A 22509-nucleotide genomic window follows, 5' to 3' on the forward strand; every position below is an offset into this window, starting at 1 on the left:
TTGGCATATTAATCAGATGTTCCGTTATTGACGGGCAGGCGTGCGGATCATACGGTGATGCGGCTACTCCAGGCTGACATAATGAGCGTTTTGTTGATGGATGGTCCGGTAAATGCATGCCCGCCGGCGTATTAACGGCGTTGTGCTTATCCAGGGATATTGCAGGCATGAAGGCGGAGCGTGAATAGGATTCATATGAGCGGGTTTCATACTTGATGTGTCTTACATGTATCTTAATGTTCTGTATTGAATAAAGAACAGGGAGGATAAAATAGGGTTACTTTCGTACCGGCAGCAGGTGATAGTGTTACTCTTCTAAAGACATTCCATTGCGCTAAAACAGACCATTCCCCCCGTTGGCATCTGCTATAAAATTACAAAACTTTTAGTTGATTTTAGCGGCGGGCTTTAATTTCGCTTCGTATAACCACAACCTGGTTTACCTTTGTATTATGGCAGAAGATCTCAATATCATAAAGGGTAGTAAAGCGGAACAATACACCTCCCTGATCCCGCAGATCAAGGGGCTGATCACCGGGGAACCGGACCTGGTAGCCAACCTGGCAAATGTAGCTGCAGCCCTGAAAGAGCAGTTTGGCTGGTTCTGGACGGGATTTTATCTTGTAAAGCAGGATGAGCTGGTGCTGGGACCTTTCCAGGGGCCGGTAGCCTGTACCCGTATACAGCTGGGGCGCGGCGTATGCGGCGCCAGCTGGGCACAGGCGCGCACCCTTATTGTACCGGATGTAGAGCAGTTTCCGGGGCATATTGCGTGCAGCAGCCTTTCCCGTTCAGAGATCGTAGTACCCATTATCCGCAACGGCGTGGTAGTGGGCGTGCTGGATGTGGACAGCGAGCAGCCGGATCATTTTGACACTACAGACGCGGAATACCTGGAAGCCATCGTGGCCTTGCTGGAGATATAACGTTACCGTACCAACGTAACAGTTCCCTGCAGTGTCTGTGGCTGATCATTGCGGTCGTTATAGGTGCATATATATACATATGCCTCTGCCAGCGAAGGCCGGCCATTATGTATACCATCCCAGCCTTTTTCCGGGTCGTTGCTCTGGAATATGAGCCCGCCCCAGCGGTTATACACGCTGAGTTTAAAATTGCTGATATCGTCATATACTTTGGGGCGGAAAACATCGTTCGTCCCGTCTCCGTTGGGGCTAAAGGCAGAAGGCATGATGACCAGGCAATGCTCCCATGGCGATGTGATCTCATTTGCGCCGCTTAACCCGCAGCCATGCTGGTCCTTTATCTCATATTTATAATAACCCGCCGGCAGCTGCAGAAAAGCGCTGTCCCTTTGCCACAGGCCATTATTGATACGATACTCATATGGCGGCGTGCCGCCCTGCACCAGCGGGATGATCTTACCATTCTGCACCTCCCCGCAACTACACGGCTTTACCGTAAGTTGCACGATGGCTAGCTCCGGTGGATCCAGGGCCGGCAAACTATCCAGCAGATTCTCACATCCCTGCTCATCCCTTACGAGTACCCGGTACATGCCGGATGATAGCGGTCCAAACGCCGGCGTATAGGCGGGATTGGTATTATCTCCCAGGTAATAACGATAAGGCGGTATACCGCCGGTAGTGGTAATATCTATAAGATTATCCGCATCGCCATAACAGCGGGAGGTGGTGATCTTTGCTTCTGAGTGCAGGCTGGATGCTTTTACAATGGCCTGGCCTTTGGTGCTGACGCCTTTACTATCCGTAACGGTAACGGTGTAGGTACCGGCGCCCAGGCGTTCCAGGCGCGGTACATTGGCAGGATCGTGATCCCAATGGTAGGTATAAGGCGGGGTACCGCCGCCTGCTTTCAGGATAATACTGCCGGTGTTACGCTCCGGACAGGTGATGGTGGTACTGAACTCCAGTTTCAGGCGCTCAAAGATGCGGTTGGAGAGATTATCCACCAATACCACCACACCATGATCACTTTTGCTACAGGTATCACTATAACGGGGGCATAATAAGATGTACGTATAATCTGCGGCAGGGCTAAAGAATGGCGTGTAGCGCTGCCAGGTAGTATCCGTATACTCACCGGATGACCAGAGCAACTCCGTGGTATCGCCGGGCGTATTGCTGCCGTAAATGGCCAGGTTGCCATAACAGGCGTTATATCCGTAGAGGGAGTCAAAAGCCAGATCGAAATACATGCTATAGTAATGGCCCGCCCGCATTACGCCCTGCAGTTGCTGGAAGATGCCCTCGTGATACAAAGGCCCGCCGTGCATGCCCAGATAAGTACTGCCATCTGACGGCGGCAATTCCACGCCGTATGTGCCTGGCTGCAGATCCACCGTGTTGATACCGGACCAGCCGGGTGGCGTGCTGTTCTCCCCGGGCGGCCCTTCCATGGATGGATTGATCAACGGGATATCCTGCGCGGCAGCGTTGTAGAAAAGACACAACAATAACAGATGCACCAGTACGAAAAAGATATGGTAACGTGCATCCCTGTATTCACATGTGCTCAATTGGCGGCTAAACTGCATACAGCTTTTTATTCAGGCACAGGTCAGGGGTGCATTTTATCGACAATGAAATAATACAGTCGAGCCTGCAATAGGACTATCTAATAATAATATACATATTTTTATTTTACTAATGGTGTTATTTTCCAGTTAATCCGGGAAAAAGGAATAAAATTTGTAACATTCTCAGCCTTAACACAATCCGTACACATGTTCTTTTTCCGCAAGCGATCATCTGCCACTTCCCATACTGATCTGTTATCCTTTATGGAAACGGATATCCATTCCCACCTGATACCGGGAGTGGACGACGGGGTGCAGGATATTGAAACTTCCCTGGCCTATATTGAACAGCTGCAGGAAATGGGCATCCGCAAGATCATTACCACGCCGCATATCATACTGGACCGTTATCCTAATTCCGTAGATACACTTACGCCGCCTTATCTGCAGGTAAAAGCAGCGCTAAAGGAAAAAGGCGTGGACCTTCCCTTTTCCTTTGCGGCGGAGTATTATATGGACGAGCAGTTTGAACAACTGATCCCCTCTTCCCCGCTGCTTACCCTGCAGGGCAAGCTGATACTGGTGGAGATGTCTTTTATGCAGGCGCCGCCGCAGCTGCACCAATGGCTCTTCAGCCTGGCGGCACATGGGTACCAGCCGGTGCTGGCCCACCCGGAGCGTTATAATCACTACCATCATCAATACGGCGGATATGAGCAGTTAAAGGAATGGGGCTGCCTGTTCCAGATGAACCTGTTATCCATAACCGGATATTACGGCAAACATATCCAGAAGATAGCGGAGAAGCTGATGGCCGATAAGATGATCAACTATATTGGCACAGACCTGCACCATTATAAACACCTGGCGGCGATACAGGCCATCAGCAAGGATAAGAAGCTGCGGAAGCAGCTGGAGGAGTATGGGTTCAAAAACAGGGAGCTGTAATTAATCGATCCTGTATACGGCTGTTTTGCCGGAGAGATAGACCAGGTGGAAATTAGGCGGGGTCAACGGGCTGTTCCGCTGCAGCAGAAAAGCAAATTGCGGCAGCCATTTCCGGGCCGGGCTGTCATATACCAGGTAATCTGCTTTTATGCTATCTATATGCGGGGCGGTAGGGAAACGCGGTGCATAGCCCTTTATTTTGTTGCTTAACCCTTTGAAGGTAATTATCCCACTCACATCGCCACTGTAATACATGGGCAACATGATGAACCCCGTACCCAGGTGATAAGCCCTGCCGGGATGATAGGCCATCAGCGTTTTTGTTTGCAGCTTATCATCCTGTTGTTTGATGGCAGCCGTTACTGCCTGGTTTTCCTCCAGGCCAGCCGGATCGTTCAAATATAAGCGCGTGTGGCGAACGGTGTACCCAAGATCCCAACAGAGGGCTACTGCTATTAAGATGGTGAGGGCCTTTTTTATAAAATTGCTACGAGGCCTTATTGGGTTTTCTTTTGCATGTGAGCCCGCCCCTATTAATTCATAGAACGACCAGGCGCCGTACAGGATGGCCAGCACCATCCAGCTCAGGAATACTTCTGCAAAAACAAAAGCCTGTGATACCAGCAGCAGGAAAACAACAAAGGTGATGAGCAGGGGCAGCACCTTTCTGCTACGCAATACCAACCATCTGTTCCTGCTGCCGTAGTAGAACATGAATAGGCCGCAAGCTACCAGGCAAACTATCGTCACGGCGCCCCCTTTGTACAGGATAAGGGCGGGGCCGTACACCAGGTTCCGGAAGAAATTACGGAGGTATAAGCCGGGCGCATGCCGGAACACATCTCCCGTTGAATTAAAATGATCTATACCTGACCACCACCATTTAAAATTATCCGCCGCAAAGATGCCTGCCCCAATGTTCATGTACTGCCAGGTAGCAAAAGGACTGCCGTTGTGTATGGTATTGACGATCCACCAGGGGGCGGAGAGTACAGCAAACCCCAGCAGCACCAGCAGCCCATACCTGACCGCTGTTTTAAATGGATAATACAGGCATAAGGTGATCACAGTGGCTGGTATCAGGGCATAGCTGGTATACCGGGTGAGACCCGCCAGCGCACATAGCATACCCAGGAGCAGGTAACGGCGGTTTAAATTGAGGGGCGGCAGGCCATCGAGGTTCTTTAGCAGTAAAAACAGGGCCGATATAAAAAACAGGGAATCCAGCATATGATCTTCCGCCTGTATGCTTATATGCACAAATACGTAGATTACGGCTACCAGGCATTGCGCCAGGCAGCCCGCCGCGCTGCTGCCGGACAGCCAGCGCACAAACCGGTGCACGACATACAATAGCAATGCAGCCGATATAACGGACACCATTTTTAAGGCGGCGGCACCATCCATAACCCGTGCAAGTAACCCGCCCAGCAGCGGGTATAAAGGCGGCCAGAAATGGGATTGCCAGCCATGATATCCTTTTCCGCTGTAGATCTCTACCGCGGAAAAATAATGCATGGGACCATCCCAATCCACAAAAAGCTGGTGCTGCACGGCAATTATACCCAGCCCAATAAGATACACCACCGGTATCAGCACACCGTTCAATAACAGTTGCCTGATGCCAGACAAGACGCTGCTGCGCATAATTGGGGTACTGTTTAGACTTAGATCAGCTATACACTAAAATTGGCTTATTATACTTAAATCAGCTTATTCCTTAAATATACTTTTTCTGCTGTTTTAATCCTTTGTTCTACATATGGTATATCCCTGATGTAGATCATATTGTGCTTAACGGAAGCCGGCGATGCGATGAGCTTGCGTATGAACGGATCGTAGGTGTAGGGCCGGAAACCGTGCCCATTCAGCAAAGCGCGCACCTTATCTTCATCATAACCAAAACGCGCGCCTAATCCGTTAAGCTCAATAATAATGGCTTTGAGCGACTGTTTCCTCAGCGTTTCATCCGCGCCTGCCAGCACGGCCGTCTCAAAACCTTCCACGTCTATCTTCATGATAGCGGGGAACAGGTCTGCCAGTATATGATCCAGGGTATCCACTTCTACTTCGATGATATTGTCATCATCTGCGGTAGCAATATGGTTGGCATTACCCAGGTGACTGGTGATGGACACTGTTCCTTTTTCCGCACCCAGCGCAATATTGAAAGCGCGTACCCGCCTGGCTATGCTATTGAGCGCAATATTGCGGTTAAGATGGGAAAAAGTAGCGGGGATAGGCTCTACTGCCACTGTATCTGCCCCCAGGTGGGCTGCAGACAGGATGGTGTACATGCCAATATTGGCCCCTACATCGATAAAAAGGTCTTCCTGCCGCAGGACATGGAGCAGGAAAGCCATATCATTAAATTCGTACAGGCCGCAATACACGGACCCTGTAGCGCTGGTCATACCCTTTTCTACTACCAGTTTAGATTTTGTTGTAAACGAGTAGATGATCGGGTAAGGCATTAACCTGGCGCCTATCTGCCACTTTACGAAACGGGCCAGGGCGCCAAATTTGTTGCCGCGGTTGAGGGGATGTTCAACGATGAATTTGAGGGTGTTGATCAGGCTCATAAAATAGGTTTCATGCAGTTATAAAATGCGTCCCGGACTGCCGGCCGGATATTGATACACAATTGGCAGTATTAATCCCAAAGGTTATTTATCAGGTCTGTTACGTCTTGTAAGTCCTGTATACTAAGGTTTGATCCACTTGGTAAACATAAGCCGGTATCAAACAGCCTTGCAGCTGTACCGTTCACGTAGGCGGGGGCGCCTGCAAATACCGGTTGCAGGTGCATGGGTTTCCATAAGGGCCGGGCTTCTATATTCTCTTTTTCCAGGGCCAGGCGGATGGTCTCGCGGGTAATGCCGCGGCTTAGCACCGGATCTACCAGGATAGTGGAGAGCCAGCGGTTGCTGGAGCTGCCCTCCGGTTCTGGTAAAAAACCAACGCCTGGCAAAGCGGCCAGCTGTTCTACATAATGCGCATAGTTGGCGCGGCGTTGCGCTATGCGGGCCGGCAACACCAGCATCTGTCCGCGGCCTATACCAGCGCATATATTACTCATACGGTAGTTAAAGCCAATATGGCTATGCTGGTAATGCGGGGCCGGATCCCTGGCCTGGCAGGCCAGGAACCGGGCCATTTTTATAAGGTCTTCCTCATTGCCCAGCAGGGCGCCGCCGCCGCTGGTAGTAATGATCTTGTTGCCGTTAAAGCTAAGGATCCCCATGCGGCCCAGCGCACCGCAGGGCCGTCCCTTATACAGGGAGCCCAATGCTTCTGCCGCGTCTTCTATCACCGGTATATCGTACTTAGCGGCCACCGCCAGGATCTCATCCATTTTTGCGGGCATGCCGTATAAATGCACGGGGATAATGGCTTTGGGCTTACGGCCTTTTGACAGCCGGTCCTGTATGGCGGTTTCCAGCAGTTGCGGGTCCATATTCCAGGTATCTTCCTCGCTGTCTATAAACACAGGGGTAGCGCCCTGGTATACGATGGGATTGGCGGATGCGGAAAAGGTCATACTCTGGCAGATAACCTCATCCCCTTTTTCTACCCCCAGCAGTATCAACGCCAGGTGCAGGGCGGCGGTGCCGGAGGATAATACCGCGGCGTGCCCTGCGCCGGTAAAAGTGGCCAGGTCTTTTTCAAAACCATCCACATAAGGCCCCAGGGGAGCTATCCAGTTACTATCAAAAACATCTGTCACAAATTCCCGTTCCTTAGTGCCCATATGGGGGGATGATAGCCATATCTTTTCTCTCATGGAATTATCAATTTCTAATTATCAATGCAGCGGTTCTGTGGGGCGGGGCCATGCTATGTTTACTATGCCATGCGGTGCGTGTTATGCCATGCGATGTTTGGTTGGTTACCAGGTTATAAAGTATCTGGTACGGCCTGGTTGTATTTGATGATGCGCCCGGGGTTGCCTACGATCACGGCATGATCCGGCACATCTGTGATGACTACGGTACCGGCGCCAATGGTGACCCATTTGCCGATGATAAGGCCTTGTATCACACAGGCGCCAATCCCGATCTGGGTGCCCTCCCCTATCCTTACATTACCTGCCAGCGCGGCGTTGGGAGAAACGTGCACAAAATCGCCCAATACGCAGTCATGATCTATGGAGCAGTTGGTGTTAAGGATATTGTGTTTCCCTATCACGGAATTACAGTTAATACTTACGCCGGCCATTATTACGGAGCCTTCGCCTACGCGGCTGCGGGCAGAGATATTGGCGGACGGGTGGATGGCGGTACCGAAGCTGGTGTCCAGCTCGCGCGCTTTCTTTTTACGGATACGGTTGTTACCAATAGAGATGATCACTTGTTTGTCTTTGGGATATTTAGCGGCGTCAAAGGGCCCCAGCACCGGGTAATCCAATAATTGCTGGCGTGCCGGATCATCATCGAACACGCCTGATATGGTGGCGCCATTGTTTTCGAGGATCTCTGCGATCACTTTCCCATGGCCGCTGGCCCCTATCAGATAAATGTTGTCCATAATTAATTTAAATAACAGTATTACCGGTAAACTTCTGCATAGTGGCATGTCCTTCCTGACTGATCCCTTCTGAGCGGAAAACCCTGGCAATGGTTAACCACATTATCTTCAAATCCAGGCGCCAGCTCACATTATCCGCATACCACACATCGTATTCAAATTTCTGTTCCCAGCTGATGGCATTCCTGCCATTCACCTGTGCCCAGCCGGTGATGCCGGGACGTACATTATGCCGCCTGCGCTGCTGCGGGTTATAAAGCGGCAGGTATTCCACCAGCAGCGGCCGGGGGCCTACCAGGCTCATATCGCCCCTGAGCACATTGAGCAGCTGCGGTATCTCATCCAGCGATGTTCTGCGCACCAGGGCGCCCAGGGCGGTAAGGCGCTGCTCATCCGGCAACAGCTCTCCGCGTGCATTCCGCTGATCCGTCATGGTGCGGAACTTAATAACGCGGAACACCCGGCCCTGCAGCCCGGGCCGTTGCTGAAAGAAGAAGGGCTTACCGCTGTTGTTAAACCATAACAACAGCGTTAGCACCAGCCATACCGGCGATAGCAGGATGAGGGCTACCAACGCCAGCAGCCTGTCCAGCAGTGGTTTTATGATATTGTTATACCCATGCATTAGCGGCTATCCTGTTTTTAACTACTTTCTGTTGTATCAGATCCAGGTAGCGCGTAGCCAATACCTGTCTGTCAAAATTCTCCTTTGCATACCGGAAGCCGTTCTCCCCCTCCTGTGCCAGGCGGGCGGGGTCCTGCAGGTACTGGCGGATGACGCGGCTGTACTCTGCCGCATTCTCCGGCTCTACATAACAACCTGCCGCCGCTTTTTCCACCAGCTCCCGCGATACGCCATCTATCGCCATGAGGATGGGCTTTTTGCAGGCCATGTAATCAAAGGTCTTGTTAGAATATACGGTCTTGAAAGTATCCACCTTCTTTAGTACAGAGGCGCCCATATCTGAGGCCAGTATGTACTTGAACACCTCCTGTTTTGGCACCGCATCCAGGAACAGCACATTGTTTACCTGCCGTTCCCTTGCCAGTTGCTGCAGGCGGTTCTTTTCCATTCCCTGGCCAATAAGCTGGAACAGCACGGGCGTATCTTCCAATTGTTTGCCCGCATCCAGCAGCTGTTCCAGGTGGTTGGCCACGCCATGCGCACCTACATAGGTGATCACAAAACGGCCTTCGAGGCCATGCATACGGCGGAAACCCACCGGATCAAAACTGGCCATCAAATTGTCCGACAGGGAGAAGTCTGCCGCATTGGGGATAAAGATCAGCTTCTCTTCCGGCACCTGTTTCTGATCGCGCAGCGTGTTGTAAAAGGCCGGCGTAAGCACATTGATAAGCGTTGCTTTTTTGTAGATGAACTTTTCCACCGCATAAGCCAGGCGGATGATAAGCCGGTTCTTTAAAACGCCGGTATCGATGGCGGATTCCGGCCAGAGGTCCCGCACCTCAAATACAAAAGGCGTACGTTTAAGACGGGATACCAGGTAACCGGAGATGCCTACAAATAAAGGCGGCGAGGTAACCACTACTACATCGTAACGGCCTTTTGCCTTGAATAACCCCGCCCAAAGGGAAAAGAACATAAAAGAAAAGTACCCCCATAACCTGCCCAGGAAGTTCCTGTTATATGATTCTGACACATGGCAGCGCCACACATTAACAGCTCCCTGCTGTTTTTGTTTAAAATAACGGCCTTTATATTCTGCGCGTTTTTCTGAGCCGTTGTAATGCATCATGCCGGCCAGCACGGTTACGGTGTGCCCACCGGCTGTCCAGGCGCGGGTGATCTCATTCCAGCGGGAGCCTCCGGGATCGTCTTCTTCCAGAAAATACTGATGTATTAAGAGGATATTCATTTGCTGGCTTTTAATGATTTGCGTTTGATGCGAATCACGGATGATTGTTGATGATCAATTCTGTTACGATACGATCCTGGTCTGTTGTGAAAATGATCTCCCGGCTATCTTCCATTACGCCGTATAAGGGGGCGTGTTTTCCATCACCGCCAACGGGCAGCAGTATATTGCCTGCGCTGTCTGTTGCGCGACAGTGCAGCCGTTCCGGCGCGGTGGTATGCCATAGCTGGCGCAGGTGCAGTCCTGCTGGTTTGTGCAGCACCTCATCCTCAATGATCCAGATGGGGAAGCCTTTACGTTTGCGGATACGGCGCTGGTGGCGGATGGCTTTACCTATGTGCCGGAATGCGCTGATACTGCCTTCCCAGATATACTCCTCTGCCGTTTCATAGAGGGCAGCGTTGTTACACTGTGTCCAGTCATACCAGATAAAGCGCGGGCCTTTTTCCATCTGGTCATGATCATCCAGCATGACCGTGTTATGGGAGGCGGTGCCCATGAAGTAACGCAGGGTGCGCTCATCTGTGTTGTACTTATAGCTGCCGGCATCCAGCAGGATGTTCTTTCCGTGGTACCAGATGTCCAGGTGCAGGTTATCTGCCTGGGAGGGCCGGTCTTTGTGGTTGCCGCAGCGCAGAAAAGTAAGTGTATCCGGTTCCCGGCAAACATAATAGCCGCCAGCGGGAAAACTGTAACAGGACCTGGCGGGGTGCAGCACGGGCATGGCGCCTGTTACGGCTGTTTTACCATACCAATAGCCGTCCTCATATTGTTCCGGGAAACCAGAGTCCAGATCCAGGAGCGCGGCCAGCGCCTGCAGTTGCGGGCGATAGTCGCGGTAATGCTGTTCATTCAGGCGGAAGAACAAAGCGCCGTCGTTAGCGCCATAGTTTGGCAGCCATCCGTCCCCGTCGTTCATGCTCACGCGCAAGAACAACAGGGAACGGCGGGCTTTTTCTTTCAGGTCCTCACTCCATTGTTCCCCATTCAGCGCTCCGAGGCGCAACGCCCAGGTAAGCAGCTGAACTACCACGCGGTGGTAGTTCATGGAGAATTGCAGGAAGGTACCATCCTCGTATACCTGGTAGGCTATTTCCTGTTCAAACCAGGCCTTGCCGTCTGCTTTCCAGGCAGCAGCGCCGGGCAGCGCGGGATACAACAGGCCGCCCAGGTAAAGGGCCAGCGTTTCTGTGAGGGCATGATTATTTCTTACCGCTATGCGGGAGAAGTTGATGTTATGGTACACATGGTGCAGCTGCCAGTAGATGGCAAACTGGATCTTATCAAACACAGCTGTCGTCAGCGCCGGGGCGTTGCGGTAATAGCAAAGGGCAAAGGTCCAGTTCAATACGCGCAGGCTAATCTCCTGGCTGCATTTATAATGCGGGCCGCTGTTCACCGGGTTGGCGTCTATCCAGGACAGTATTTCCTGGAATACATAGGCGGCGCAATCCTCGTTAAAATGATAGTCGTAGCGGATAATATCGTACAGGAAGGCAAAACGCGCTTTTTCCCATACGTACTTGATATCGCCGGCATCGCTGGAGTAATCGTTGACCAGGCTCCAGTGCTGTGACGCATTGTATAGGTAGCCGGTCTGGGGGTGCCGCATCCAGTTATAGGGCTGGTCCAATTGTACCATGGGGCCACTGAAGAAGGAGAACCATCCCTGGCGCAGCTGCTGGTATCTTTTTGCCAGCGCGGGCTGCGGTTGGCGTGGCATGGCCAGCGCTTCCCTGCTTTGGAAGAAGAAGCGCACCGGCTGGGCCTTCCATGTTTCCAGGGAAAGATAGCGGCGGAAAGGCGGATCCTGCGGGAATTGTTTGCGCAAACGGCCGCTTTTGCGCTGCAGCTCATATACAGAGCGGAAGGCCATGTAGCGCCAGCCCATATTGCGGGCTACGCTCACGCCGCTGCGTAGTGTGCTCCAGCGGCTCATGCTACGGTGGCGGTTTTAGCTTCCAGGGCAAAAAGCGTTACCAGGTGTTCAGCAATACGCTGGGCGGTATGGCCGTCCCACATGGGGGGAATGCCGCCTTTCTGCCATTGGCCGGCAAACAGTTTATCCATGGCAGGCTTTAACGCAGCGGGGTCTGTGCCTAAGAGGGCGTTGGTGCCCAGGGTACAGGTCTCCGGCCGTTCTGTAGAGTCGCGGAGGGTCATGCAGGGCACGCCCATTACCGTGGTTTCTTCTGTAATACCGCCGCTGTCTGTGATCACCGCTTTGGCATGTTCTACCAGGTAATTGAACTCCAGGTAACTCATGGGCGGCGTAAGGTGCAGGCGGGGCTGTGCAACCGCAATACGCTCCAGCTGTTTGGCCGTGCGGGGATGTACGGGGAAGATGACTGGCAAGCCGTGGTTGTTCTGCATGATCTCGTTGATCAGCAGGGCCAGGTTCTGCTCCTCATCCACATTAGCGGGGCGGTGCAGGGTCATGACCAGGTAATGGCCCGGCTGCAGGCCAGCCTGCTCCCATACGGGCGGCGCGGTAAAGCGATGCCGGTGTTTGAGCAGGGTATCTATCATGGTATTGCCAACAAAAAAGAGCTGGTCTTCTGACTTGCCCTCTTTACGGAGGTTGGCATTTGCTATTTCTGAAGTAGTGAAGAAGTAGTCTGTAATGGCGTCTGTGACCATGCGGTTGATCTCTTCCGGCATGGTGATATCGCCGGAGCGGATACCCGCTTCCACATGGGCTACTTTTACGTGCATCTTTTTTGCCACGATGGAGCAGGCCAGTGTAGAGGTAACATCGCCCACCACCAGCACCAGCTGCGCCGGGTTGGCCGCCAGCTCTTTTTCAAAGCGGGTCATAATGCCGGCGGTTTGTTCCGCCTGCGAGCCGCCGCCGGCTTCGAGGTTTACATGCGGCTGCGGAATACCCAGCTGCTCAAAAAATGACTGACTCATGTTGGCATCGTAATGCTGGCCGGTGTGCACCAGGCGGTAGCTGATATTGTAGCCTTGCTGCTGTTTTTCTTCCAGCGCGCTGATGATGGGGGCAATCTTCATAAAGTTGGGCCGTGCCCCTGCAATGATGGTAATGTTCATCCCGTACCTGTTTTAGTTTTTCAATTGATGTATTTACGCTTTGAGCTGAGCGCCGTTGACATACATAATATCCCCTGGTTCCTCGTTGTCCGATGGTGGCTGTAATGATACCCAGCCGCCTTGCTGCAGGCTTTCTATGGCCGCAAAACTGGCCAGGGTGGTGTTTACGATCTCATTAAAAGGTATTAAGGAGGGGCCGCCTTGCTGTACCCGTTCTGCAAAGAGGCGGAACTGGGCGGAGTGGCCCTTATCCAGGGAGGTCTTTAGTTTGGAGAAGCCTTTAAAGCCGTAACCCTGTGTAACGCGGAAATTGTCAATAATGGCGGTACGCTCCTGTGTATATACCTCTATCCTTTCTTTAGCATAAGCCCTGGAGCCGTTGGCAAAATAGTTTATGACGCCGGTAGCGCCGTTCTCATACCTGAGCAGTATGGTAGCATTGTCTGTGGTGGAGGAAGGATGCAGGCCCATGGCATTCATACATACGGCCTTTACCCGGCTGCCGGTGAAATAAGTGATGAGGTCTATAAAATGGCAGGCTTCGCCAATGATACGGCCACCGCCTACTTTGGGGTCATGCACCCAGGTGCTGGCGGGAATAGATCCGGCATTCATGGTGGCCACCACGTTCATGGCGGCATTACCTACCAGTTCTTTTACCTGCCGCGCGTGTGGCGAAAAGCGCCGGTTAAAACCCACCGTTAATGTTATGCGGCCTTTATAGGCCCGTTGTATGGCCTCCAGCTCATCGCGGGTAAGGGCCAGCGGTTTCTCTACAAATACATGTTTGCCTGCCTGCAGCGCCTGTATGACCATAGACGCGTGGGTATTATGCCGGGTGGTGATGAGCACTGCATCCACTTCCGGATCCTGCAGCAGCTCGTTATGGTTGGTGGTGCTGATGGCAATGCGGTGCTTGCGGGCCAGCGCGGTGCCGGTAACGCCGCTGGCGCTGGCAATATACTTGATGCGCGCGCCTGCTTTTTGCAAGGCCGGCAGCATGGTCATTTTTGTGAAGTTGCCCGCGCCAATAATACCCAGCACGCCTTTGGTACCCGCAAAGGAAGCTTCCGGCACAATCTGTACCACGGGCGTATGCGGGGTATTTTGCGGGTAGACCAGTATAGAGGCGATGGAGCGGCTCTGGCCAATGTGCTCGTAGATCTGCCGGTAGTCTTCCAGCGGTACTTTTTCCGTGATAAGGGAGGCTACGCGCAGTTTGCAGGTAGCAATGGCCTGCAGCACCGCTTCGAAATTACGTTGCTCGGTCCAGCGGACAAAAGGCAGCGGGTAGTCCTGGCCTTTTTGCTCATAGCCCTCATCATACCTGCCGGGGCCATAGGAACAGGAAACCTGGAAGCTGAGCTCCTTTTCATAAAAAGCGGCCCGGTTTATATGCAGGCCTACCACCCCTACGAGGATGATGCGGCCGCGTTTGCGGCTCATGGTAGCCGCCTGGGCGATGATATCGTCTGTTTTAGCGGAGGCGGTGATAATGATCCCATCTGCGCCCACGCCGTTGGTGAGCTCCGTTATGTACTTCACCACATCTGTACCGGTAGCCGGGCTAATGGCGATGATACCTTTTGCACGGGCTATCTCCAGCTTGGCCGGATCCAGGTCTACGCCTATTACACGGCAGCCGTTGGCGACCAGCAGCTCTGCGGTAATGAGGCCTATAAGACCCAGGCCTATCACTACGATGGTCTCTCCAAAAGTGGGGTTGCACAGGCGAATGCCCTGCAGGCCAATAGCGCCTATCACGGTAAATGCGGCTTCATCGTCTGACACATCATCCGGTACGCGGGCCGCCAGGTGTTTGGGCACACTTACAAACTCCGCGTGCGGGCCATTGGAGGCCACGCGGTCGCCGGGTTTAAATTCCGTTACGCCCTCTCCTACGGCTATCACCTTGCCTACGTTACAATAGCCCAGGGGCAGGGGCTGTTCCAGCTTATTGAACACCGCTTCCAGGGTAGGCATTAAACCGTCTGTTTTGATCTTGTCCAGCACCTGTCTTACTTTTTCCGGCTGCTGGCGCGCCTTCTGTACCAGGTTGGCCTTGCCAAACTCCACCAGCATACGCTCTGTGCCCAGGGATACGAGGCTGCGGCTGGTCTGTATGAGTATGCCGCCCCGGCTTACCTGTGGGGCGGGCACCTCTTCGAGGATGGTGGCGCCTGTCTTGAAGGATTGGATCAGTTGCTTCATTTTTTATATTTAATTATGCCTGGCTATGCCATGCAGGAATGATAGTGTTTCGTTGGAAGCGCTTTCCCAGGAAAACTGCTTCGCTTTTTCAAAGGCCGCCTGCGCAATGTGCTCCCGCCGTTGCTGGTCCAGCAGCAGGGCCTCCAGCTGGCGGGTGGTATCTGCTACATTGGTAGGGTCAAAATAATCGCCTGCTTCCTGCAGGATCTCCGGCATAGGCCCATAGCTGGATGACAGGATGGGCAGGCCGGCAGACATGGCCTCTACCAATATGTTGGGCATGTTCTCGCAGGTGGAGGCAAACACAAACAGGTCTGCCTGCTGGTAGGTGGCATTGATCTGCTCATACCCGATCTTACCCGCATATTTTACACAATGGCCCAGCTGCTGCAGCTTTTCCCGGAAGGCTTTTTCCAGGGCCGGGTTCAGGGGGCCTACCAGCTCCAGCGAAATATGGTAGCCTTTGCGGTGCAGCTGCTCTACGGCATCCATGAGCACCAACTGGTGTTTATAATAGTTGATGATGGACACATACAGGATCTTAAAAGGCTGCTGTGCACTAAAAGCCGCAACGGGCCGCTGTGCACGGGGCGCCTGCTGAAAGCGGGCGGATACGCCGTGATAGATGACCGTATGCTGTTTTTCCTTCAGCTGCGGTACGCTGTGCAGGATATAATCCCGCGCATAACGCGAGATAAAGATGATACCCTGCGCATGGCTGAAAGAACGTGTTTGTAATACATTCAGCGCCAGGTAACGCAACTTGTTCAGCGAAAAGGGGAAACGGTCGCGCTCCTGTTTTTCGAATACCAGCATATTCTGCGACATGCTTACATAAGGCCGGAATCTGCCTGCATACGTACCGCCGGGCGCCAGCAGCACATCTACCCCATGCCGGCGCAGGGCTTTGTTAAAGTGGTTCATTTTCCATAACTGCACTTTAAAGGCAGGGCCATTCATTTCCGGTACCAGCTGTTTATCGATCCAGGGCAGATCCGGCAGCTGCTGCAGCTGGGCGCCGCCCCATACCACCACTTTCTCAAAGCCATAACGGGCAGGCTCCGCATACCGCAGGATGTTGCTGATATGCGTAATGCCGCCGCCGGCGCGTATGTTTGAGCAGTCAATACCCAGGATCATTGGCTTTTACTTTTATTGTTCTTTCCGGGACCACGGATCTCATTTATCTTTTGCTGTACATCCTGCACTTTGCTTTTATCCCCCGCATCCCCTTTCGCATTAGGCGAAAAGAAGCTTGCGCCAAAATCGCAATTGCTGAACATGGCCTTACCGTTCTGATAGGTTTCTATGGTAAGGCGCTGCGTTTCCGGCGCTACCTTTTTAGCAGGCGGCCCCACGGAGCGTGAGAGTGCTTGTGCAGCCGGCGCGTTCAGGTTCTTTGTAATGTCCGGGCCAAAGTCTGCCACGGAAGTATCTTTCAGTTCAAAGACCTGTTTGGCGTTCATAAACCTGTTCTGCCGGAATATGATATTGCGGGGATAGTCATTACACTGTTCGCCGGCTTTTAATACCCGCAGCCCCAGATGGTTTACGAATACATTGTCTTCAATGGTCACATCCGCCACCGTGCCATAACCACAGCCCCGGGGATCACCGCCTACCATCAGCACCAGGCCGCCGTTGGAAGTAGATACCGGCGCATTGAAGAAGTAATTATTGGTTATTTTATGACCGCTGCCGGCCATACGTAACGCGTTCTTAGTGTTATAGAAGCGGTTATCTGTGACGATATCATTATTGCCGCCGCGCAGGGAGATACCGGAGCGGCAGTCCACGAAATAGTTGCCGGACATCGTATTACCGCTGGATTTACAGCTAAGCGTTTCTGAATCGCCAAAACACCTGCGGAAGATATTATCCTTTACCATGGCGCCGGAAACACCGTGGCCCAGGCCAATGCGGATAGCCTCCAGGGCCTCGCCGGGATGCACCGGCACATCTGTAAAGGTGTTATTGGACAGTATATTATTATCCGGCTGGTCATCATCCACATCTACATGCACAATGGGATTACGGTTGGTTTTGCCTTTAAAGAGGCAACCGGTGACCATATTGTTCTGGCCAAATACTTCGAGCCAGGAATAAGAATGCGGGGATACCTGCCCCGGGTCCTGCACAAACTGCACGTTGCGGAGGGTGCAGTTGTTACCTGTGGTCTTTTTATAGCGGAAGGATACTACGGAGCGGATACCCTGTTCCAGATTGGGGTTCTGCACTTTTATATTCTGCACAATAATGTATTTGCCCAGCAGGTACAGCTGGTTATTGCCGGTAAGCACTGTTTTACCGCCGCCATCCACTACAGCGGGGCTGGCGGCGGTACCGCCGCCCTGTATGAGCAATACATCATTATCCTGATAGCTGGCCTGCAGGTTCACTGTCTGGCCGGCTTTGGCGGTGATGACCACCTCATTCTGCGCGTTTGCCTGCCAGCAGCAGCCTGCCGTCAGCAAAAACGTTACAATCCATTTACACCTGGTTCTCCATGAAAACTTGTACATCTCATTAGTTTTTTACGTCATCAATACTGTTTCCGCAGGACTGGTCTTAATCCTGCAGGATGACCTCGATCAATGATTGCGCCATTTGCTCTACCCGGCGCTTGCCGTGGTAGTATACATAGGCGTTGTAGGCCACCCGCTGGTTAGCCAGGGGGTCCCGGATGATCTGTAACAGCTTGTTTTCCAGGTCGTTTATTTCGCCATTATAATAGTAGCCGGTGCGATTATCTGTTATGTTAAACTTTTCGCCGCCGGTGACGGCGTTTACTGAAGTAAGGAAGGGGCAGCCCATGGCCATGGCGTGTAATACGCTCAGGCCGGCCTGTGTGGGCGATACGGATACGAGCGCATTTTTCAGGATGGGCCAGATCTTAGCGTCCTCCTCTATTCTGCCGTGGAAGATCACCCGTTCCGTTATACCCCGTTCCTGTGCCATTTGTTGTAAGAGCGGGCCGTCTTCCCCATCGCCAATAAAATCGAGCGTGATCTCCTCCGGTATGCGGTTAATAATATTGGCAAATGCGGTTACCAGGTCCGGCAGCCGTTTGTTCTTTTTAAAAGTGCCCAGGGATACAATACGGGTGCGTTTCTCGTCTGAAAACGGGAAATGCTGCACCTCTATGGAGTTGTGCGCCACATACACCTTATTAGGGCGTGATACGCGGCGGCGGTAGATCTCCGCTACATGCGCGGAGTACAGGATGGTGCCATCTGACCAGTCATTGAGCCAATACCGGATCTTATCCGCCAGGGGCCTTTCGCGCAGGCCGTTTGAAGAAGAGAGGCCAATACCCCAGCAATAGACCTTTTGCCGTTTGCTGGGCACCAGTGAGGAAATGATAGGTACCACCAGGTGCAGATCGCCCTGGAAGATGACCACATCATAACCTGCCGTCAATGCGCGCAGGTCGCGGATCTTTTGCAGGGGACCCAGGAATTTGGCTTTTTCATACGCTATTACATCAAAGGCCATCTTTGCCGGGTCGAGGCGGCAGTTGGCACGTTCCATCTTTTTGTCGTAAGCCACTGTTAAGCTAATACCAGGATGGCTGCCGATGAAATTGAACAGCGGCACCCTGTAATGCGTAATCACAGTTTGCAGGATCAATACCTTCCTGTTGGACATTATCATACATTTAATGGTACAACACTATGCGCTGTTTGCCTGCTATCCTTCAAGGTGAGAAAATACCAGTTCTTCAGTACGAGATACAGGATCCATATGGCCGGCATAGCTACGAAATAATAGAGTAGCCACATATCCAGACCGGAACCGCGCACGAACTGAATGAAGGTGATGAACAGAAAAACCGCGCTCATATTCCTGAATGACAATACGCCTTGCCTGAGCTGGGTAAAGGCGGTATAACACCACAGATTAAAATAACGGTAGAAGAGAAAAAGCAGCGGTAAGCCCAGCAAGTGGAAGTTCCATAATACTTCGCCGTAGAGCACTATAGGCAGGGAGCCCCCATCGCGCCGGAAGGCGGGCACAAACTTAGCCGTATAGATGTCTACCATGCTTCTGGGTTTATTGGGATAAACGGAGCGGGGTATAGGTATGAATAAGACCTTTGCAAATGTGCTGCCTCTGAGGAGACGGGTATGCCCGTCAAAGATGTACCCGGCGCCATTGGCAGAATTGCCGTATACGGCGCCTACTTCCAGGTTGCTGACCAATGCATCCTTAAAATAGTCCTCGTTCATGTACACGCTCACATACTTAGTAGCATCCCATACGCCTTTTACATTATAACCACCATAACCGCGCAGCAGGGATGAAAGGATGATGATATAGAATACGCCTGCTCCCAGCACGCCAAACAGGATCCATTTTTTGAAGGAGAGGTCCAGCCGGATCCAGCCCCGCACTACTTCTGCCAGGAAGATGAGGATGAGGATGAACAGTATCTCCCGTTTGGAGCCATAGTGGCCAGCCAGGAACAGCCCAATCATCAACAGGTATAAAGGCCAGCGGTACTTTTTGCCTTCTATGGCCAGCATAAAACATAACGGAATGGCTATCGCCACCTGGAACACATAGCTAAAATTGCCGCTCCCACCCAGGAAGGACAGGTTTATGTTTGCAAAGCTGAGCCCCAACAGGGCCAGACAGCTAATGATAAAATACCCTTTATTACTGCTTACCATGATCCAGCGCATTGGTGGCGGCGGCGCCGGTGCTGTTGGCTTCCTGCCTTTTATGAGCCAGGCTGGGATAGCCATATATACCAGCAGGTTGCAGCCCAGGAAATAAGCGGTGATATAGTCCAGATGGCGGGCCGTTTGTACCGCTACATAGTAGGTATCAGACATACCGTAATTCCTGGAAATAGCATACTCCCCTGCGGCGAAATTGAGGTTCAGGTATAAGAGCGTTATGAATGAAGGCGTAAGAAAGAGGAATGATTTGTTGGAGGACTTACTTGAATGGATGAGGAATAATCCCAGCTGTATAAAGTAAAAACACCATGAATTCCTGAACAGGAACTCATGATCGCCCCAGAAGGCGATGCCCAGGAGCAATGCATTGAGACTATAGAATACCAGGTTATTCAACGGCTACTGTTTTACTGGTTAAAATTTCAGACACGGTATCCTTATACCGGCTTAGTGAAAAAAACTCGTTTGCTTTGCGTGTATAGTCCGTGTACTGGCCATCTATTTTACGGATGGCGCCCACTACGCTTTCTATGTCTTCTGTATTGATACAAACGCCGGCCTTATTGTATTCTACGGTAAAGCGCAGGCCCGGTATATCGTTACAGATCATAGGCTTGGATACATAGGAGTATTCCCAGATCTTATTGGGCGCGCAAAAGATGTTATTAAGGTTGGTGTAGTTGTATACTACGATGCCTATATAGGCCATTTGTGTAATGATCAGGTGGTAGGGCGCGGGGATGGCCGGGATCCAGATGGTAGCTGGGTTCACCGCTTTCAGCTGCTCCACATAATTTTCGTATTGTGGGCCCAGCACAACAAACAGGTAATCCTCCCCGGAGAGGCGGCCTACGGCAGCGGCTATTTCATCCAGCCGGCGGCGCGGCGTGATAAGGCCCTGGTACAGGATGATCTTTCGGCCGCGGCTCTGTTGTTCCAGGTTGCTGATGATCTCCTGGTAACGCTGCGCCATATCTTCCTTCTGCACCACCTCAATATTGTAGGGGGCATTGGGCAGGATAAAAGGCGTTTTACGCAAGCCCCACCAGGTGCGGAAAATGCAGGCCCGGTTATATTCCGGCACTACTACCGCCAGCGCATTGCGGGCGTAGTTCCTGAGGAGCTTACGGTGCCAGGGCAGGGTATCATACAGTTCCAGCACGTTGAGGTAGTATACCTCCTGCTGCAGTTTTTTGCCCAGGCAGAGAGCCGTATCCGCGGAACCTATCCAGAGCGCATCGTAACTGCCGGCCTGGCGTTTCAGGTAGTCCCATACCCTTTTGCGGAATTTATACCAGTAGGCCAGCTTACTGAAGCGGTCTTTGCCTTTGGCGCGTATATCGAGGTTGATGACTTCCAGGCGCGGGCAACTACCCTGCAGGTATTGCAGGGTATCTGCCGCCACATCCGCACAGATGAGCCGCAGGCGTATGCCAAGGTCATTGGCCGACTGCAGGAAGTTTAGCTGCGGCGGCGATTGGGTGATATTACCTTTGAAAATAACGATCAGGTCTTTTATATTTTTTGTCATTTTTCTATCTTATGCATATACCGGGCAAATGCGGTGAGCATATTGTTTGCCCGGTCCCTTAACCGCTGCACGGAGGCCGCGCAATCAAATTCCCGGTTGTAAAAAATGTCCATTTGTTCCTTTAGTTCTTCTTTCCGGAAGGGCTTGCGCCAGAGGCGCATTTCCGGCACCTGTTCTGTCAGGATCTCCAGTTTGGGCTCTATCTCTATACAGATGGCCGGTTTATTCAGCAGGGCTGCAAACACAGCGCCGTGATACCGGGCGGTAATGAATCCATCAAACGTATTGAGCTGCGCCATAAAGGCCGGTATACTCTGTGTTGCAGGATCCCATGATATATACGGTTTATTCCGCTCGCTCAGCAGCCGGCGCCACATTTTATCCTTTACCGGCGAGAAGATGATGAAGACAAATTCATCGTTGCCATTCATCTCCTCCATAGCCCTCAACAGCGGTTCGTAATATGCCCTGCCTTCCTGCTCATGATCCCAATCGCGCACGATCACGCCGATCTTTCTTTTATCGCCGGGGCCTTTGGGATGAAAGCCGTTTAATGGCAGCACCCCTGCGGTGCCATAGCTGGAGAAGCAGATATCCGCGCCCAGGCCTGCCTTGTGCATGCACCATTGGTGACAGTATTCCAGCGATACTTCGTCCCGTACGTACAGGTACTCCAGGCTATTTACCAGGTGTTTTATATCCTTTACCCGGGTGTTATCGTCGTTGAAAGGCCCCAATCCAAGTCCCAGCCCCGCCACATGTGCGGCCTTAATGCCTTCCAGCTGCGTTCCGAATAGCTTCCGGTGGATCTTTTTTACCAGCACGCCCGGATTGGAGCGCAGCAAACGGGTAAAGTTCTGCGCATGGTACCTGATACCGGATCTGTTACCATTGAATAAAAAGAACTGTGTTCCGCCGCCATACACCATTACATCCACCTCCATTTCCTTTAGCTTGCTGTAATTGATAAAGCCCGCCCTGGATAACAGCTTTGCACAATAGTCCCCTTCATTGCCTGCGCTGAACCAAACGTCCAGTTCCGGGAACTGGTCATTAAAGAAGCGCTCAATGGTCCACATTAATGCGTCGTCACCAAAATTGGCATGGCCATAGGCGCCCTTGACCAATACCTTCAATTTATTTTTCACCATGTACGATAATCTTTTACGATTTCAT

18 protein-coding genes are annotated in these 22509 nt (G+C 52.2%); 2 read left to right on the forward strand and 16 right to left on the reverse strand.

The genetic code is table 11. The features are described from left to right. The first annotated feature begins 452 nt into the window (after window positions 1-452). A complete protein-coding gene (locus tag F0L74_RS23515) occupies window positions 453-926 on the forward strand; it encodes a GAF domain-containing protein (protein ID WP_149840357.1) in 474 nt (157 codons plus the stop codon). Window positions 927-928: 2 nt separating this feature from the next. On the opposite strand, the gene F0L74_RS23520 is transcribed toward F0L74_RS23515, so the two are convergent. Further along, window positions 929-2518: a T9SS type B sorting domain-containing protein gene (locus F0L74_RS23520; protein ID WP_149840358.1), complete on the reverse strand. Its 1590-nt coding sequence runs from the start codon at window positions 2516-2518 to the stop codon at window positions 929-931. Between the two features lie 189 nt (window positions 2519-2707). On the opposite strand from F0L74_RS23520, the gene F0L74_RS23525 reads away from it, so the two are divergent. After that, window positions 2708-3448, forward strand: a complete 741-nt coding sequence (locus F0L74_RS23525) for a tyrosine-protein phosphatase (RefSeq protein ID WP_149840359.1) — start codon at window positions 2708-2710, stop codon at window positions 3446-3448. On the opposite strand, the gene F0L74_RS23530 is transcribed toward F0L74_RS23525, so the two are convergent. From F0L74_RS23530 to F0L74_RS23600, 15 genes are all read right to left on the reverse strand, one after another. Then, window positions 3449-5095: a glycosyltransferase family protein gene (locus F0L74_RS23530; RefSeq protein WP_149840360.1), complete on the reverse strand. Its 1647-nt coding sequence runs from the start codon at window positions 5093-5095 to the stop codon at window positions 3449-3451. 56 nt (window positions 5096-5151) lie between these two features. Then, window positions 5152-6030 carry an FkbM family methyltransferase gene (locus F0L74_RS23535; RefSeq protein ID WP_149840361.1) on the reverse strand — a complete coding sequence of 293 codons (879 nt, stop codon included), beginning with the start codon at window positions 6028-6030 and terminating at the stop codon, window positions 5152-5154. Window positions 6031-6101: 71 nt separating this feature from the next. Beyond that, window positions 6102-7232, reverse strand: coding sequence for an aminotransferase class I/II-fold pyridoxal phosphate-dependent enzyme (locus F0L74_RS23540; RefSeq protein ID WP_149840362.1), 1131 nt, complete (start codon window positions 7230-7232; stop codon window positions 6102-6104). Between the two features lie 113 nt (window positions 7233-7345). Beyond that, window positions 7346-7975, reverse strand: a complete 630-nt coding sequence (locus F0L74_RS23545) for an acetyltransferase (protein ID WP_246197798.1) — start codon at window positions 7973-7975, stop codon at window positions 7346-7348. Window positions 7976-7982: 7 nt separating this feature from the next. Then, window positions 7983-8600 carry a sugar transferase gene (locus F0L74_RS23550; protein WP_149840363.1) on the reverse strand — a complete coding sequence of 206 codons (618 nt, stop codon included), beginning with the start codon at window positions 8598-8600 and terminating at the stop codon, window positions 7983-7985. Beyond that, entirely contained in the window at window positions 8587-9852 is a 1266-nt protein-coding gene (locus F0L74_RS23555) for a glycosyltransferase family 4 protein (protein ID WP_149840364.1), read from the reverse strand. Before F0L74_RS23555 ends, F0L74_RS23550 begins: the two co-directional genes overlap by 14 nt. Window positions 9853-9886: 34 nt before the next feature. After that, window positions 9887-11791 carry an alginate lyase family protein gene (locus tag F0L74_RS23560; protein ID WP_149840365.1) on the reverse strand — a complete coding sequence of 635 codons (1905 nt, stop codon included), beginning with the start codon at window positions 11789-11791 and terminating at the stop codon, window positions 9887-9889. Next, window positions 11788-12906: a non-hydrolyzing UDP-N-acetylglucosamine 2-epimerase gene (gene wecB, locus F0L74_RS23565; RefSeq protein WP_149840366.1), complete on the reverse strand. Its 1119-nt coding sequence runs from the start codon at window positions 12904-12906 to the stop codon at window positions 11788-11790. The genes F0L74_RS23560 and wecB overlap by 4 nt, the downstream gene beginning before the upstream one ends. Window positions 12907-12939: 33 nt before the next feature. After that, window positions 12940-15117, reverse strand: a complete 2178-nt coding sequence (locus tag F0L74_RS23570; RefSeq protein WP_149840367.1) for a bi-domain-containing oxidoreductase — start codon at window positions 15115-15117, stop codon at window positions 12940-12942. A gap of 9 nt (window positions 15118-15126) precedes the next feature. Further along, entirely contained in the window at window positions 15127-16257 is a 1131-nt protein-coding gene (locus F0L74_RS23575) for a glycosyltransferase family 4 protein (protein WP_149840368.1), read from the reverse strand. Continuing rightward, window positions 16254-17639: a chondroitinase-B domain-containing protein gene (locus F0L74_RS23580; RefSeq protein WP_149840369.1), complete on the reverse strand. Its 1386-nt coding sequence runs from the start codon at window positions 17637-17639 to the stop codon at window positions 16254-16256. Before F0L74_RS23580 ends, F0L74_RS23575 begins: the two co-directional genes overlap by 4 nt. Window positions 17640-17685: 46 nt before the next feature. Beyond that, entirely contained in the window at window positions 17686-18765 is a 1080-nt protein-coding gene (locus F0L74_RS23585) for a glycosyltransferase family 4 protein (RefSeq protein ID WP_188316132.1), read from the reverse strand. 2 nt (window positions 18766-18767) lie between these two features. Then, window positions 18768-20198 (reverse strand): hypothetical protein, encoded by a 1431-nt coding sequence (locus F0L74_RS23590; protein ID WP_149840371.1) that lies wholly within the window; start codon window positions 20196-20198, stop codon window positions 18768-18770. Further along, window positions 20191-21333: a glycosyltransferase gene (locus F0L74_RS23595; protein ID WP_149840372.1), complete on the reverse strand. Its 1143-nt coding sequence runs from the start codon at window positions 21331-21333 to the stop codon at window positions 20191-20193. Before F0L74_RS23595 ends, F0L74_RS23590 begins: the two co-directional genes overlap by 8 nt. Continuing rightward, window positions 21330-22484 (reverse strand): polysaccharide pyruvyl transferase family protein, encoded by a 1155-nt coding sequence (locus tag F0L74_RS23600; RefSeq protein WP_149840373.1) that lies wholly within the window; start codon window positions 22482-22484, stop codon window positions 21330-21332. The genes F0L74_RS23595 and F0L74_RS23600 overlap by 4 nt, the downstream gene beginning before the upstream one ends. Window positions 22485-22509 lie beyond the last annotated feature (25 nt).

The sequence above is a fragment of the Chitinophaga agrisoli genome (assembly GCF_008386695.1).
Classification (GTDB): domain Bacteria; phylum Bacteroidota; class Bacteroidia; order Chitinophagales; family Chitinophagaceae; genus Chitinophaga; species Chitinophaga agrisoli.

What these genes read in the sequence shown, in the direction of transcription:
- F0L74_RS23600 (WP_149840373.1), bottom strand. Translation starts at nt 22,484, where the DNA reads ATGGTGAAAAATAAATTGAAGGTATTGGTCAAGGGCGCCTATGGCCAT.
- F0L74_RS23595 (WP_149840372.1), bottom strand. Translation starts at nt 21,333, where the DNA reads ATGACAAAAAATATAAAAGACCTGATCGTTATTTTCAAAGGTAATATC.
- wecB (WP_149840366.1), bottom strand. Translation starts at nt 12,906, where the DNA reads ATGAACATTACCATCATTGCAGGGGCACGGCCCAACTTTATGAAGATT.
- F0L74_RS23580 (WP_149840369.1), bottom strand. Translation starts at nt 17,639, where the DNA reads ATGTACAAGTTTTCATGGAGAACCAGGTGTAAATGGATTGTAACGTTT.
- F0L74_RS23575 (WP_149840368.1), bottom strand. Translation starts at nt 16,257, where the DNA reads ATGATCCTGGGTATTGACTGCTCAAACATACGCGCCGGCGGCGGCATT.
- F0L74_RS23570 (WP_149840367.1), bottom strand. Translation starts at nt 15,117, where the DNA reads ATGAAGCAACTGATCCAATCCTTCAAGACAGGCGCCACCATCCTCGAA.
- F0L74_RS23550 (WP_149840363.1), bottom strand. Translation starts at nt 8,600, where the DNA reads ATGCATGGGTATAACAATATCATAAAACCACTGCTGGACAGGCTGCTG.
- F0L74_RS23555 (WP_149840364.1), bottom strand. Translation starts at nt 9,852, where the DNA reads ATGAATATCCTCTTAATACATCAGTATTTTCTGGAAGAAGACGATCCC.
- F0L74_RS23525 (WP_149840359.1), top strand. Translation starts at nt 2,708, where the DNA reads ATGTTCTTTTTCCGCAAGCGATCATCTGCCACTTCCCATACTGATCTG.
- F0L74_RS23515 (WP_149840357.1), top strand. Translation starts at nt 453, where the DNA reads ATGGCAGAAGATCTCAATATCATAAAGGGTAGTAAAGCGGAACAATAC.
- F0L74_RS23545 (WP_246197798.1), bottom strand. Translation starts at nt 7,975, where the DNA reads ATGGACAACATTTATCTGATAGGGGCCAGCGGCCATGGGAAAGTGATC.
- F0L74_RS23585 (WP_188316132.1), bottom strand. Translation starts at nt 18,765, where the DNA reads ATGTCCAACAGGAAGGTATTGATCCTGCAAACTGTGATTACGCATTAC.
- F0L74_RS23530 (WP_149840360.1), bottom strand. Translation starts at nt 5,095, where the DNA reads ATGCGCAGCAGCGTCTTGTCTGGCATCAGGCAACTGTTATTGAACGGT.
- F0L74_RS23520 (WP_149840358.1), bottom strand. Translation starts at nt 2,518, where the DNA reads ATGCAGTTTAGCCGCCAATTGAGCACATGTGAATACAGGGATGCACGT.
- F0L74_RS23535 (WP_149840361.1), bottom strand. Translation starts at nt 6,030, where the DNA reads ATGAGCCTGATCAACACCCTCAAATTCATCGTTGAACATCCCCTCAAC.
- F0L74_RS23540 (WP_149840362.1), bottom strand. Translation starts at nt 7,232, where the DNA reads ATGAGAGAAAAGATATGGCTATCATCCCCCCATATGGGCACTAAGGAA.
- F0L74_RS23560 (WP_149840365.1), bottom strand. Translation starts at nt 11,791, where the DNA reads ATGAGCCGCTGGAGCACACTACGCAGCGGCGTGAGCGTAGCCCGCAAT.